This window comes from Sphingobium chlorophenolicum, from assembly GCF_000722875.1.
Taxonomy (GTDB): Bacteria; Pseudomonadota; Alphaproteobacteria; order Sphingomonadales; family Sphingomonadaceae; genus Sphingobium; species Sphingobium chlorophenolicum.
In genome coordinates, this window is the sequence record NZ_JFHR01000015.1 from 1 (window position 1) to 12,447 (window position 12,447).

Here is a 12,447-nt window from a genome sequence, read left to right on the forward strand (position 1 = left end):
TGCCGTACAACTGGGTCGACACCAATGCCGCGCAAGCTTCGTTCGAACTGAACGGCATCGCAAGCGCCGCCTGACCATCCCAAATTACAGAACCGCCTCAAATGCCATGTGGGGGATTTTTACCGCTTACGTTCGGTTGGCAGGCCTTGCCCTTCATCCTGTTGCTGGCGGCAAGCCTTGGCCTGCTGGCCATTCTCGCGGCGATGGCGATCGGCCGAACGGTCGATGGCGCCACGCGAGTGCCGCTGGGCACTTTCCTGGCCGTGGCGGCGGTGCCTGGATGGTGGCTTTCGATGCTGACCACGGGGGCAGGTGCATGACCTGCGCAGAGAATTTTCATGATGCGGTGAAACCCCGTTGACCCATCAGCCCGCGCTGCTTATAGCGCCGCCTCACCGCAGGGCAGCGCCCGGCGGCATGCCCATGGGGCGGAGTAGCTCAGCTGGTTAGAGCAGCGGAATCATAATCCGCGTGTCGGGGGTTCAAGTCCCTCCTCCGCTACCATTCCAACGTATTGATATTGCACGACTTTCCCCAGATCGTCATTGGACGCGCCCAAGGCAGTTGGGCGGTCAGTTGGGAGTTTTTGTTCCCCTTTCGAGCTTTGCGATAGCCGATTTCCCTAGCTCCGGGTCGCGGTGGAGATAGTGCGCGTCCATGATCGCGCCGACATCCCGGAGGCTATGGCCGGTGATGGTCGCGATCTCCGGCGGGGTGCATCCGGCAACTGCCAGTCGAGTTACGGCGGTCCCGCGAAGGTCATGGAATGTGACGCCCACGACGCCCGCCTTCGCACATGCCTTGCGCCACGAGGCGCGGAAGCCGGATTCGGTCCATGTCGTGCCGTTCTCGGTCGCAAGGATCGTCATCGGAAGCGGTTTCTTGTTCGCCGGGTCGCGGTTCGCCAGCTTCTCCTTTGCAGCGTCCAGCGCCGCCCTGAGCGGAGCGCCCACCGGCACCACGACGGGAACCTTCGTCTTGCGCTGGCGGAGCCGGATCGTGTCGCCGTCATAGGCGGCCCATGTCAGCCGGAGCAAATCGCCTTGCCGCTGTCCGGTCCAGAGCGCCAGCCGGAGCGCCAAATGAAGGTGAGCCGGGGCCTTGGCATAGAACGCGGCCTCATCGGCTTCCGTCCAAACGCTATCGGAGCGAGCGGCACGATAGAGGCGGCCCGGACGCTCGCATGGATTCACGGCGACAATGCCACGATTGAGCGCCCATGACATCGTGCGGGCCAGAACGGCATAAGCATAATCCGCTTGCCGCCGGGACTTCACCGCCAGCCGTTCGCGCCATGCAAGGAACTCGCCTCTGGTCCGGCGGTCCTCCAGCGCGGCAATCGGGAAATCGCCGAACTCGGATTCGATGACGCGCAATAGCTTGCGGTAATCCTTCTGGGTCCGGGGTGCGAGGTCCGCGAAATCGGTTGACGCCTCATAGCCGTCGAACACGGTTTGCAATTGATCCTTGGGGGCCGCGCGCCGCGCTTCCACCGCCCGGTTATAGCTGGCGATGAACTCCGGGGAGCCGGGTGTTCCCTCCAGTCGAGGGCCGCCTTTCCAAGCATAATAATAGGTGACGGACTTTCCGGACGCGAGTTTCTTCGTGATCCGGTTAAGTCCCTTGAGGCGAACGCGCATCTTTTTTGGCTCTCCACTCATCAAAAGGGTCGATTGAGGCAGGAACAGAGGAGCAGTCAGAATGTATAAGCCGGATTGTGCCATCCGGCAGAACTTCCGTCCGCACAATATCAAGCCCGGCGGCGAGAGCGGCTTTCACCGCCCTCACCATGTCCGTTTGCTTGAAGTTGGCGGGCGTCCGGGCCATTGGAGCCTCAGAAAGCGCCGCTCAGGCGGACAGCGACCGTCGGGCTGGGGTTTGCGGCGGCTTCCGTCGCCACGCCCAGCTTCGTGTTGCCGCTGGCAGTTTTGTTGACCAGCTTCGTCGCCGCGTCGAAATAGACGACATCGCCAGCCGCGATTGCGAGCGCCGACACCTTGGGCAGGCGGAAAACGCCGACCGTATCGACATCGACCGGAGCGCCGTTCGCGGCATCGCCATTGGCAACGCCGATGATCGAGCCGACGGCGACAACATCGCCGGAAGCGATTGCCGCCGGAGCGGTCAGGGTGAGCGTGTCGCCACGCTGGACATAGTTCTTCATTTCAGAGTCCTTTGCTTGTGCGAAAGATAATCGTGGAAGGGGGCCGACCGCCGCTCAGGTTCGCGATTTCCCGGTCCAGAGCAGCCAAGGCCGCCCGCATTTCGGAGCCGGAGGAAAAGGCGACTTCTTCCCCGTTCTGGTCCCTGAACGAACGGATTCCGTCCGTCAGGGCCTTGAACAGGGCGTCACGCCGTTGCTGGAGGTCGGCCAAGGTCGCCATTAGAGGCTGTCCCCCGGATTGCGGTAAGCGCCCCGGTGATCCACCGCGCCCGCGCCGAAGTCGAGGACGACGCGGAACTCCCGGCCCAGCGTTTCCCAGCCGTCGCGGCTGGCCAGCTGGGGACCCGGAGCGGACGACAGATAGGCATATTCGAGGACGGGCAGAATTGCCGGGTCCGCGAAAACATACCACGCGGCGGCGTCGGTCAGACGCGGCTCCACCAGCAGCGTCAGCTTGCCGGTAAACGGATTCTGGTCGTCCACCTTGGCGGCTGCCAGTTCGGCCAGCAGCTTCTCAAAGGTCGTTTCCAGTTCCGGCGGGGCCAGGACGAATTTCGGCGTCGCGCTGATCGGCGAAACGCCGTCCAAGCCGGTCTGACGGCGGAGCGCCAGCCGGGCAGCGGAGAGCGTGTCCACGTCCGGCACGTCCCCACTGGCGGCAAGGTTGCCGTGGCTGGCGTGGAACAGCGCCACGCCGTCACTGAGAACCGGGTTTCCGGTCAGCAGGGCGACAAGCTGGTCCGCTTCCGTTTCGGCAGCGGCCCGGCCCATCATCTCCGCCCAGCGGGCAAACGCGCCAAGGTCATCGTTGATGATCGCCTTGCGGCTGAGGTTGAACAGGCCGCCGAACGTGTCGAGCGAATAGCCCTCCACGGACTCCCCGGTCGTCAGGGCTTTGACCTCGCCCGCCTCCGTCACCTTCGCGAGCTTCCCGAACTCGCCCAGCTTGAGCAGCGACATGGGGCGGAAGTCGTCCGCCGTGCGCTGGCGGGCCAGCCGCTTGAGTCGGGATTCCGCCGCCGTATATGCGGGCATGAGAATCCGGTTGCCGGTCGCCGTCGTCAGATTGGCGAAATCGCTGGTAACGTGCATGGCGCGCGTCACCAGTTCTTCCCGGCCCATCATATTGACGCCGGGAACGCCCGCCCGTTGCAGCGACAGGCGGGCCATGTCCGCAAATCCCATGTTCATGTATGGACGGGCGGCATCGCTGGGGGCCGTGCCAGTCGCCCGGCAGGCCAGAGCTTCCGCCATCCGCTCATGCACCACGGCGGGATCGTCGCCCGACGGCCCGACGCGGACAGTCGAGATATTCACGTTCCGGCGCTGCATGGCGTCGAAAGCAGCGGCCCGCGTATGTAGCAGGTCCCGGCCTTCGTCGATCATGCGGTTAGCGAAGTCGTCGCCCAGCCCGACGCTTTGGGCAATGCTGCGAATTTGGGCGTTGACCTCCGCCCGCGTCTCATTGCCGGGATTTTCGGAAATGGTTTCCGTGCCCGGCTCAATCACTTCATCATCTTCCATAGTCTTGCTCCTGATGAGGGCATTTTCGTCGGCAGGAACAACGACAAGGCTACACTCGACTATTGCGAAACGAGTCACGGTGCGGACCAATTGGCCTGTCCCGGCTTCGCGGCGGTCGGTGAATTTCTGGACTCGGTATCCGATACTGACGCCGGTTAGGATACCGTCGGCGACCAGTTCAAAGGCATGATCGTCGCGAATGTGCAGCATCGCCCAGAGGCGACCGCCTGCATCAAACCGGAAATTGTCGGCATATCCGAGAATGTTGCCGATGCTGCCTTGATTGTGGGCGTCGATCAGCGGCATCCGCGTGGGCAGCGCCACGGCCTCCGGCACGATGGACAGGCGCTCGATACGGCCCGGCATCGGAACCGGGGAGTCCGTCGCAATGACAGCTTCCACGGTGCGGGCATCGCGGTTCAACGTGGACGGCTCAAAGGTCGCCCGTGCCCGGCGGATTTCAATCCCGGTCGTCCGGGCGTGGCGGCGGCGAAGTTCCATTGTCGTCATTACAGGCCCCCAAATTCATCGGCGGGCAGCGGCTTCGCCGGTTTGCGGATAAGGGCGTCGGCAGCCTCTAGGCGGGCCTTCGCGTCGGGCTTGTCCGCCAAAAGATCGGCCAGCAGCGGCGCGAGCGGCCCCAGATGGATTATGGTCGGGATACGCGCCATGCCGGTTGCCGCCGGTTCAATGCGGATCGAATAGGCGGGGCTAGGCTGGGGCATTTGCCGCCTCCGTCGTTTCGCCGAAGGACAGCCCCAGTTCGCGTTCGCGCTCCCGGTCGGAAATGATTTCCGCGTCCAGTTCGTCCACGGAATAACCCTGAGCCGCGACGGCCCGGCGGCGGGAGGTCAGCCCGGCGGAAATCATTTCGGCGGTTGCGCGGGCATCCTTCTCCGGGTCGATCCATTCGCGCGCCGGGGGAATCCACTCGCAAGCGAACCAGTCGCCCGCATTGGACTCGAAATCGGCGGCATCCAGATCGCCCGCCAAAACGGCGGTTGTGATGAACCGTCGCCAAACGGGAGTCAGGACTTGCGGAATGATCGTCTGAAACTGGACAGCCTCAACCCGGCCCCGGAACTCCAACAGCCCAGCCCGGAGGCTGGAATAGTTCGCCCCGCTCAGGTCCCCGGTCAGCATATACTCCGGGACGCCCAGCCCGGCGGCGATGCCGCGCAACTGGAGCTTGGCGAAATCCACCGTCTGTTGTGCGTTCTGGGGGCCAGAAAACTTGATGTCGAAACCGGCAGGCAGGACTTTGAGGGTCCCCGGCTCCAATCCGGTTTGCATGATGGAGTCAGCGGTGACGCCCTCAAACGGAAAACCGGCGGCGCTCCCGTTCTGGTCGATAAGGAAGCCCGCGAACATGGCGGCGACCTTCGCGCCGACAAGCAAGGCGTCGTCCAACTGGTCCAATTCGCCCGCCCGGATCAGGACAGGGGCCAGCCACGAAATGCCGCGAACCTGTCCCGGCCCCAGTGGCTTGAACAGATGCACAATATCGGCGGCGGGGACGCGGACGGGCGGCGCATAGCCCTCAAAGATGGCAGTCGGATCAATCGGGCGAATCCAATAGGCGACCCGGCGGCCTTCCGCGTCAAACTCCACGCCCGCGATGATGCGACCGCCGGAACTCAGTTCGGAGGTCTGGGCAATGTCCACTTGCTCCGGCGCAATCCGGCGGAGCCGCAAACCTTCGTCCGTCGTCATCATCTGGGCGAACGCTTCGCCGCTAACCACCATATCGCGAGCCATGCCCGCAATGAGTCCGTGGAAATCGGTCAGTTCGTCATAATCGGCGACAGGTGCCCAGCGGTTGAACGCTGACTGCACCACTGGGCGGGCTTCGCGGTTCGGATGCTGAGGCGTCGGGACGATCCCCGGCCCGACAAGCGCCGTGACGTGGGCCGCAACGCCGTTCGCAATCCAAGCATTGTTCTCCGCCGCATGGCGGGCTTTCCGGGCGATGATGGCGCTGCCTGCCAGCGTCTCCGGCCCATAGCTGCCGAACGACGGATTGCCCCGATGCCCAGACGCTGCATCCCAATGCCGTTGCAGCACGTCGCGGCGGGTCGCGCGCTCTTGCTTGGCGTTGCGGCTGAACAGCCGGTCAAGGAAGGACAGGCGACGCATGGCTTAGTGCGCCTTGCTCGGTTCGGTCAGCAGTCGCTCAAACGGCGGCTGGAGAGCGATGGTGAAGCTGAGCCGGGGCAAGCTGCCATCCGCGCCCTTGAACTTGGGGATTCCCTTTTCCGCGTTGCAAAGGGTCGTCTGGACCATCTTGCTTCCGGTTTCTTCGTGGCGTCGGATGTCGATACGGCAGACCCAAGGTTCGCCGCGAGCGACGCCAGCGAGGGCCGCGCGGATCGAATTGGGGTAGCGCGCGTCGCGTTCGTCCCAATAGTGTTCCGGCCATCCGTAAAGTTGCGCGCTGACCGCCCCCAAAATGGAAGGATCATTCACGGCGGCATCGACAGTCAGGATGGAAAGGACTTTCGCGACAGCGAGGTCCCATAGCGTGAACAGGTTGTGGACAACCTTGCCCTCGCCCACGGTCCCGCCGTTCGCCCATACGAGCTTGCGGGACGCAAGGCCGCGAAGCTGCCCCGCCGCATGTTCAACCGACAGGCCCGGCTCCGCCAGCCGCTCAGCGGCCTTGCCGACCTTGAGCGTCGGGCCTGCATTGTCCTTCGTAAAGAGCTTCGCGTCGTCCACTTTCGACCTCCATAACCAAAATATCGCTGAGGTTATGCCTGATCCGCCAAACTTGGTCAACCGCAATCTCAGCGAGATTTAGGATATTGCAATCTAAGAAGCTCTGAGGTAGGAGTGATTCGCCGGGCGGGGGAGCAGGAACCTCCCGTCTGGCACTCCTGATTGGTCCGCCAAGCCATAGCGGGCCTGTCATCTTGGAAATGGTTGGGGTCGCCCGGAGAGTCGTAGCTCCGGGCGGCCTTTTCTATTTTCTCGTGAGTTGATAGACCTCTGACAAATATTCGGAGGAAATTATGTCAGTGCCTGCAATCTATGCTTTGAGAGCTATTGTCCGGGGCCTTGCACAGGGCGGCGCGCTGAATGTCGGCCAAGTCCATGCCATCTTCCACGAACTCGAAGCCGCTGCGACCAAGCTAGACGAACGAGGCAGGACCGATGACGCTCAGCAGGTGCGCGAGATAATAGAATATGCGTTGGACGGAAATCAGTCGCAGTGACCCGGAAGCCCGTCGCGAAAGATGTTGAAACTGCCGTTCTCGTCAGTTCACGACGGCGATGCTGTATATGCTTCGGTTTGAACCGTGATACCAGCCTTCAATCGGGGCAAATCGCGCATCTGGACAAAGACAACACGAACAATGCCGAAAGCAATTTGGCTTTTCTTTGCTTTCATCACCACGACGAATATGACAGCAAATCATCTCAGCGAAAAAATCTCACCATCGGCGAAGTCAAAGAATTTCGCGCCGAGCTTTACCGGACAATCAACAAGGCATTTACTCAGCAGGTCCATTTTGGCGAAATGATGACGCCGCCCGCCGACCCTTATGCTGGTCAATATATTCGTTTAGGGTCGGGCAAAGATAGCGCCGAAATATCGCTCACTCCCCTTCCTGATTCAATCGAAGGTGAAAAACGCTACTTCATATCGGGCTATGCTCTATGGGGGGCGCATCGGGAATATGGTCCCAATATGGGCACTCTTGAATTTGTTGGCGAGATAGACAGCCACCAGCGGATGACCTTCATTCGCGGCGATGGCGACGAGCGCGCCATATCGACATTGACGTTCCACGATGACGGAACTTTGGAAGTCGATGAGGAGAACTGGATCGGCCAATACGGCATGAATGTGTCTTTCATTGGCATGTATCGGCGCGCGGGTTTGACAAATTAGCGGCTCATCCATTTCGACCGGATAACAGGCGACAAGACCGGTGGGAGCGCGGCGGGCGTCGATAGCTCCTCCTCGCGTCGATCCATGTTGGCCGTGACCAGATGCCGGGCAGCAAAGGCATAGACGACGCAATCCAGCGCCTCCGCCCTCATGCCCGGCTTGCGCTCAAATCGGCGGACGGGCTGCCCGCGCACATAGCGGACGACGCGCCGCTCCGATGCTAGTTGCTCATACCACGCCGTCTCCAGATCGGCACTGAACCGGATCGACCGGCCCCGCGACAGGCGAGTCAGGATTTGCGATTTCAGGCCGTCCACGCCCACGAGGAACAACCGGACGCCCTTCGCCTGAGACGCGGTGACGGGCGGGCGGGTCCCTGCCACGCCTTTCCCGGCCATGATCTTCCGGGCGAACCGGGGGCGACAGAACGAATAGACGGAAGCTGTCCATTCACCATCGCCGGAGTCGATGATCGCGGAGTCCAGGCGGAGGGTTCCGCCGCCCGGATGCGGCCAGCTTGTCTTTAGCAGGTCATCAAGTTCGGCCCATGTGGAGTCATCGGCGACGCTGCCCCAGATGACGACATGCCCAAGGATCAACGCGGCATCGCGGCTCCAGCCGATGAACGTGATTTCAAGGCGATCATCCTGAACGTCCACGCCAGCCGTGACGGCAAGGACCTCCGGCGGGATCGCGTCAAGGCCCCACGGCTCCGCCCGCGCCTGCAATTCGCCTTCCTCCAGTTCGTCCGCCGCTTCCTTCCATCCCTGAGCGAGGATCGTATTAACGAACGTCTGGAGCGTGTCCGGGCTGCCCTTGGCCGCCAGAAACTCAGTCGCCAGTTTGCCCCACGCGGCGTTCGCATGGGGACTGACAAGCGCATTGATCCTGAAACCGGCATGTCCCACGATCTCCGGGCGTGTCGCGCGCCAGCGTCCCCCGTCGATCATCGCCGGTTTGAATTTCTCCGAAATCATTTCCATGCAGATCGGGCAGCGGAAGGCCGCCGTCTCCGGCTGGTCGGGCTGCCATTCGATATGCGACCAAAGGATTTCCGTGAATGTGCCGCACTCCGGGCACGGGACCTCAAAGACACGCTGGTCGGACTGGGCATAGGATCGAAGGACATTGCTGGTCGCCTCCAGCGTTGGGGTCGATCCCATGATGATCTTGCGGTTTGCGAAACTCAGCGTCCGGCGCTCCGCCAGCAGGACCGGGCTGCCTTCCGCTCCCGGTTCCATGGCGTCCGCTTCGTCGATCAGCAGGACGCGGACATTATGGCGGCGGAGGTTGCGGGGCGATTTGGCCGCCACGATCTTGAGCGAGCCGCCGGGGAAGCGCCGGGACAGCAGCGTATTGCGTCCGCCTTCGGAACTATCGTCGCTGAGCAGCCCGGCAAGCGCGGGCGTGGCGGCAAAGATCGGCTCCAGATCGGAGACGGTATAATCCCGGCAATCAGCTTCCGTCGGCAATAGCAGCAGGATCGGGGACGGCTCATTCGCGGCGAAGCTGCCAACGGTCGCGGTCAACAGCGTGGACAGTCCGACGCGAACCGATTTAACGAGCGTTACGCGCTCAATTGTCGGGTCGCTCATGGCGTCGGCAATCTCGCGTTGGAATTGCCATAGTCGGACATCGCCGGGCAGCGCGGACACGTCGTCCGGGAGCCGGAGGTTCGATTCAATCCATCGGCTCAGCGTCAGGCGCGGCGGCGGGCGGAGGGATTGCAGCGCCTCCAGCCGGGCAGCGAATATCGGACTCTCAAAGCCCATTGTCGGCAAGCTCCTCCAGAGCGTCGCGAAGTTCGCGGTCGATAATGTCGAGGTCATGGGCGCTCAGATGCCCAAGGGTCTGTTGAATCCGGCTGGGGGCCGCCAGCATCCGGGAACGGACAAGCCGGAGGATCGAAGCCCATTCGTCCACCACCTCTTGCCGGGACAGCATCTCGCGCCGGGCAGCCGCGTTCTGCATCTCCAGCTTGTCGGCTTGCTCCCGTGCAATGCGTTCGCGCTGAGCGGTCAGGCCCTCCGCCGATGATGCACCACGGGCGGAAGCCGTTTCCCGGAGATGCGTGGCGACCGCGCGGACGGATTCCCGGAGCATGAACTTGCCCCGGCGGCTCCGGGACAGGATGCCCTTTTGCACATAGCTCCCGATTGTCCGTTCAGAGACAGCCAACAGGTCGGCAAGCTCTATGACGCCGATTTCAGAGTCTGAACTCATCATGATTCTATTTCCCAGATTGAAATGCTGCGGCTCAGCGTCCCCCCAACGGCCCCCGGTGGGAGGGACCCGCGATTTCAGACTCTGACAGGGGTTGTCCGGGCACCGGAGAGGCGGCCAGCATCGGGACCGGGAATACGGGAACGGGTCTAAAGACCCCGTTCCCGTTCCTTCCCGGCCTACCGACGACATGCTCAGCGGGTATTCTCGGGTAATTCCCGTCCATTCCCGTTATTCCCGGTCCCACTGGTCGCCCTCCTCATCGTCGAACGTCTGAATCTGAATGGGCTTCACCGCGACGCGGCCATCATCGCGGAGCGTGATCCGGTCGGCAGCGAGCAGCGCCTTGCGGGCATAGTTGAACGTGCGGCGGCGGCTGTCCCGGTCCTCATGTTGCGACACGCGACGGCCATCGACGCAGGCATCCCGCCAAACCTCATCGGTGACGGGATCGTCCCCCGCTTCCAGTTCGGTCAGGATCGCCAGCGCCTCCCGGAGAGCGGGCGGCAAGGGCTTTCCTCGTGGTGCAGAGCCGGGCGCAAGTTCGCTGACGATGGCCGCCGTGATCGCGTCGCCATCCTCATCCCGGCCCAGTTCCTCCGATGCCACGCGAAACGCGATGTCGAGGTCCGGCGGCCCGTTCCGGTTCTTGCTGAGCCTGCCCCGGATAACCCGGTCGCTGTCCGCCGGGAGAAGCTGGAGCGCCACGTCCAGCGCGCCGTTCAACACGCTATGCCCGCGCGGCGTCGATCCTTCCGCCTTCGTTCCATGGTGGATGAGGACGACAGCCGCACCGTGGCACGTCAGCGACCGCGCAATGCGGACAACCTGATTCATGCTCTGGGCGTCGTTCTCCTCCAGATCGCGGAAAGCCATTGCCAGCGTGTCGATAAAGACCAGCGCCGGACGGACCTCCTCCACGATTTCGAGAAGGGCCGCGAGGTCTGGGCTGTCCTCCGCCAACAGATCGGTCACGTTGGGGATGACCGCGAATTCCGGGGCATCGCCATCCCGGCGACAGAGAGCCGCCACGCGGTTCTTCATTCCGTGGGCGTCCTCCGCCGCGACATAAAGGACCTTGCCCGGCTTCGTCCGCAATCCGAACACGGACTCGCCCCGCGCGACATGATAGCCCAGATGCGGGGCGATGGTGGACTTGCCGCCGCCCGGAGCGCCGAAAATGCAGGCGACATCGCGCGGGGCGATCAGGCCCTTGATGATGTAGCCGCGCGCCGGGGCATTGATGCAATCGGCTGGGGTGAGAAGCTGGAGCCGGGAAGGCTCCCGTGGCGCTGCGGCCTTGGCCTGCTTTCGCCACTCCGGGACCAGATCGTTCGCCATCCGATAGAGCGAATCAACGCGGATCGGCTTGCCGTCGCCCTTGCCCAAGGACCGCCACCTCTCCCGCAATTCCCCGTCATCATAGTTGCTGCACCGCTGCGAAATCTCGTCGGCAAGCGCCAAGCCTTTGCCGCTCCCGCTCGACGCATGGTGGATCGCCGCGACCATCTTGAACCACGGGTCATGGCTTTCGAGGTGGCCACCTTCCGCAAGCGCAACGCCCGCGCGCCGCATCCTGTCCCACTGGGGGATGACGGGAATCTCGTCGTCATCTTCGCCGTTGTCCGGGACCGCCGGAGAGTCCGGCGCGGGCGCGCGATGCCCGGCCATCTCCGCCAGCTTCGCCGGGAACGACGGCAAGGCGACCGTGCCGACAGGCTCCCCCTCCGGCATATAGCGGCGGTCGCCCTTCCATGATCCGGGCGCGACGATGAATCCGCCCTCCGCCCGGACATCAATGCCGGGACCAATCCGCGATGCAGAATTGCGGAGGTCCGCTTCATGGCTGAACAGCAGATGGCAACCGCCGCTTGGCGTCCGCACTCTGACAGGCGAGAGGGAATCGACATCCGCGAAACCAACGGCAGCCATGGCCGCCACGCCGTCCTTCCCGTTCTTCGTGTCGAGGTCGAGCGCCACGATGCCATTGCGCTTGCCGGTCGGCAGGCCCACGCGGGCATCGGGCCAATCGGTCCACCATTCCACGATCCGGGCGAAGTCGTCGGACGCCGAATCCTGCCAGCCGCTGATCGGCGTCCACTTCTCTCGGCCCTTGTCATCCGTGCCACGGTGGCGGATCGGGAAAACGGCAAGCCCTTGCCGCGCGAGGTCGAGCGCCGCGACCATGTTGCGCGGGACATCCATGAAATCGTCAGCCGGGGCGGCACTGGCGCGCGATCCCGCCTCACCATAACCGGCAGGCCCGCCAGACGCCGGAATCGCCGTCGCGGGCTTCTCTGGGGACTGCCGGGTCTTGCCCCCGTCAGCGGCCTTGTCCGCCCCTTGTTTGCTTGTCGGGGAAGCGCCGGAATGGTAATCCTGCCCCCGTCGATCCGGGTTTTCTAGGGCATCGTCCGGGCGGCCATGTAGAAACACGCGAGCGCCGTTCCGGGGACCATCCGGGGCGGCGTTTTCGTGTCTGTGAGCCTCACTGTCAGTTGGACTTTCCGATGTAACGTATTGATCTTGCACGGCCCTTTATTCCCCTAGTTGGGGGAAAAATCGTGTAAAATCAACGTGTCGTCAGGGAATCATAATCCGCGTGTCGGGGGTTCAAGTCCCTCCTCCGCTACCATTTTTC

At 63.1% G+C, this 12,447-nt stretch carries 12 protein-coding genes, 1 tRNA gene and 1 pseudogene; 4 read left to right on the forward strand and 10 right to left on the reverse strand.

The window, feature by feature from the left end; genetic code table 11:
• Positions 1-113 precede the first annotated feature (113 nt).
• A pseudogene (locus tag BV95_RS23010) lies at positions 114-320 on the forward strand (prepilin peptidase); the annotation flags it as partial.
• Between the two features lie 107 nt (positions 321-427).
• Positions 428-504 (forward strand) — tRNA-Met (locus tag BV95_RS08165).
• Between the two features lie 68 nt (positions 505-572).
• Here the strand turns inward: BV95_RS08165 and BV95_RS08170 are convergent.
• From BV95_RS08170 to BV95_RS08200, 7 genes are all read right to left on the reverse strand, one after another.
• On the reverse strand, positions 573-1,640 hold the full coding sequence (locus BV95_RS08170) for a tyrosine-type recombinase/integrase (protein WP_037449887.1): 1,068 nt from the start codon (positions 1,638-1,640) through the stop codon (positions 573-575).
• 194 nt (positions 1,641-1,834) lie between these two features.
• Positions 1,835-2,164, reverse strand: a complete 330-nt coding sequence (locus tag BV95_RS08175; protein ID WP_037449892.1) for a DUF2190 family protein — start codon at positions 2,162-2,164, stop codon at positions 1,835-1,837.
• Between the two features lies 1 nt (position 2,165).
• Positions 2,166-2,384 carry a phage head-tail joining protein gene (locus tag BV95_RS08180; protein WP_037449898.1) on the reverse strand — a complete coding sequence of 73 codons (219 nt, stop codon included), beginning with the start codon at positions 2,382-2,384 and terminating at the stop codon, positions 2,166-2,168.
• Entirely contained in the window at positions 2,384-4,198 is a 1,815-nt protein-coding gene (locus BV95_RS08185; RefSeq protein WP_051749657.1) for a prohead protease/major capsid protein fusion protein, read from the reverse strand. The genes BV95_RS08180 and BV95_RS08185 overlap by 1 nt, the downstream gene beginning before the upstream one ends.
• Positions 4,198-4,413 (reverse strand): hypothetical protein, encoded by a 216-nt coding sequence (locus BV95_RS08190; protein ID WP_037449903.1) that lies wholly within the window; start codon positions 4,411-4,413, stop codon positions 4,198-4,200. The genes BV95_RS08185 and BV95_RS08190 overlap by 1 nt, the downstream gene beginning before the upstream one ends.
• On the reverse strand, positions 4,400-5,824 hold the full coding sequence (locus BV95_RS08195; protein ID WP_081873313.1) for a phage portal protein: 1,425 nt from the start codon (positions 5,822-5,824) through the stop codon (positions 4,400-4,402). Before BV95_RS08195 ends, BV95_RS08190 begins: the two co-directional genes overlap by 14 nt.
• A gap of 3 nt (positions 5,825-5,827) precedes the next feature.
• Positions 5,828-6,406, reverse strand: a complete 579-nt coding sequence (locus BV95_RS08200; protein WP_037449906.1) for a hypothetical protein — start codon at positions 6,404-6,406, stop codon at positions 5,828-5,830.
• Between the two features lie 293 nt (positions 6,407-6,699).
• Between BV95_RS08200 and BV95_RS08205 the strand changes: the two genes are divergently transcribed.
• Complete coding sequence (locus BV95_RS08205; protein ID WP_037449909.1) at positions 6,700-6,903, forward strand: hypothetical protein; 204 nt, start codon at positions 6,700-6,702, stop codon at positions 6,901-6,903.
• A 77-nt stretch (positions 6,904-6,980) separates the two neighbouring features.
• A complete protein-coding gene (locus tag BV95_RS08210; protein WP_037449911.1) occupies positions 6,981-7,583 on the forward strand; it encodes a hypothetical protein in 603 nt (200 codons plus the stop codon).
• On the opposite strand, the gene BV95_RS08215 is transcribed toward BV95_RS08210, so the two are convergent.
• The 3 genes from BV95_RS08215 to BV95_RS08225 form a co-directional block, all read right to left on the reverse strand.
• A complete protein-coding gene (locus BV95_RS08215; RefSeq protein WP_037449914.1) occupies positions 7,580-9,355 on the reverse strand; it encodes a phage terminase large subunit family protein in 1,776 nt (591 codons plus the stop codon). The two genes, BV95_RS08210 and BV95_RS08215, sit on opposite strands and share 4 nt — an antisense overlap.
• A complete protein-coding gene (locus BV95_RS08220; RefSeq protein ID WP_156028615.1) occupies positions 9,345-9,806 on the reverse strand; it encodes a hypothetical protein in 462 nt (153 codons plus the stop codon). Before BV95_RS08220 ends, BV95_RS08215 begins: the two co-directional genes overlap by 11 nt.
• A 231-nt stretch (positions 9,807-10,037) precedes the next feature.
• On the reverse strand, positions 10,038-12,011 hold the full coding sequence (locus BV95_RS08225) for an AAA family ATPase (RefSeq protein ID WP_037449920.1): 1,974 nt from the start codon (positions 12,009-12,011) through the stop codon (positions 10,038-10,040).
• Between the last annotated feature and the right edge of the window lie 436 nt (positions 12,012-12,447).

Coding starts and splice junctions, on each gene's coding strand:
- BV95_RS08170 (WP_037449887.1), bottom strand. CDS start 1,640: ATGCGCGTTCGCCTCAAGGGACTTAACCGGATCACGAAGAAACTCGCG.
- BV95_RS08175 (WP_037449892.1), bottom strand. CDS start 2,164: ATGAAGAACTATGTCCAGCGTGGCGACACGCTCACCCTGACCGCTCCG.
- BV95_RS08180 (WP_037449898.1), bottom strand. CDS start 2,384: ATGGCGACCTTGGCCGACCTCCAGCAACGGCGTGACGCCCTGTTCAAG.
- BV95_RS08185 (WP_051749657.1), bottom strand. CDS start 4,198: ATGACGACAATGGAACTTCGCCGCCGCCACGCCCGGACGACCGGGATT.
- BV95_RS08190 (WP_037449903.1), bottom strand. CDS start 4,413: ATGCCCCAGCCTAGCCCCGCCTATTCGATCCGCATTGAACCGGCGGCA.
- BV95_RS08195 (WP_081873313.1), bottom strand. CDS start 5,824: ATGCGTCGCCTGTCCTTCCTTGACCGGCTGTTCAGCCGCAACGCCAAG.
- BV95_RS08205 (WP_037449909.1), top strand. CDS start 6,700: ATGTCAGTGCCTGCAATCTATGCTTTGAGAGCTATTGTCCGGGGCCTT.
- BV95_RS08215 (WP_037449914.1), bottom strand. CDS start 9,355: ATGGGCTTTGAGAGTCCGATATTCGCTGCCCGGCTGGAGGCGCTGCAA.
- BV95_RS08220 (WP_156028615.1), bottom strand. CDS start 9,806: ATGAGTTCAGACTCTGAAATCGGCGTCATAGAGCTTGCCGACCTGTTG.
- BV95_RS08225 (WP_037449920.1), bottom strand. CDS start 12,011: ATGGATGTCCCGCGCAACATGGTCGCGGCGCTCGACCTCGCGCGGCAA.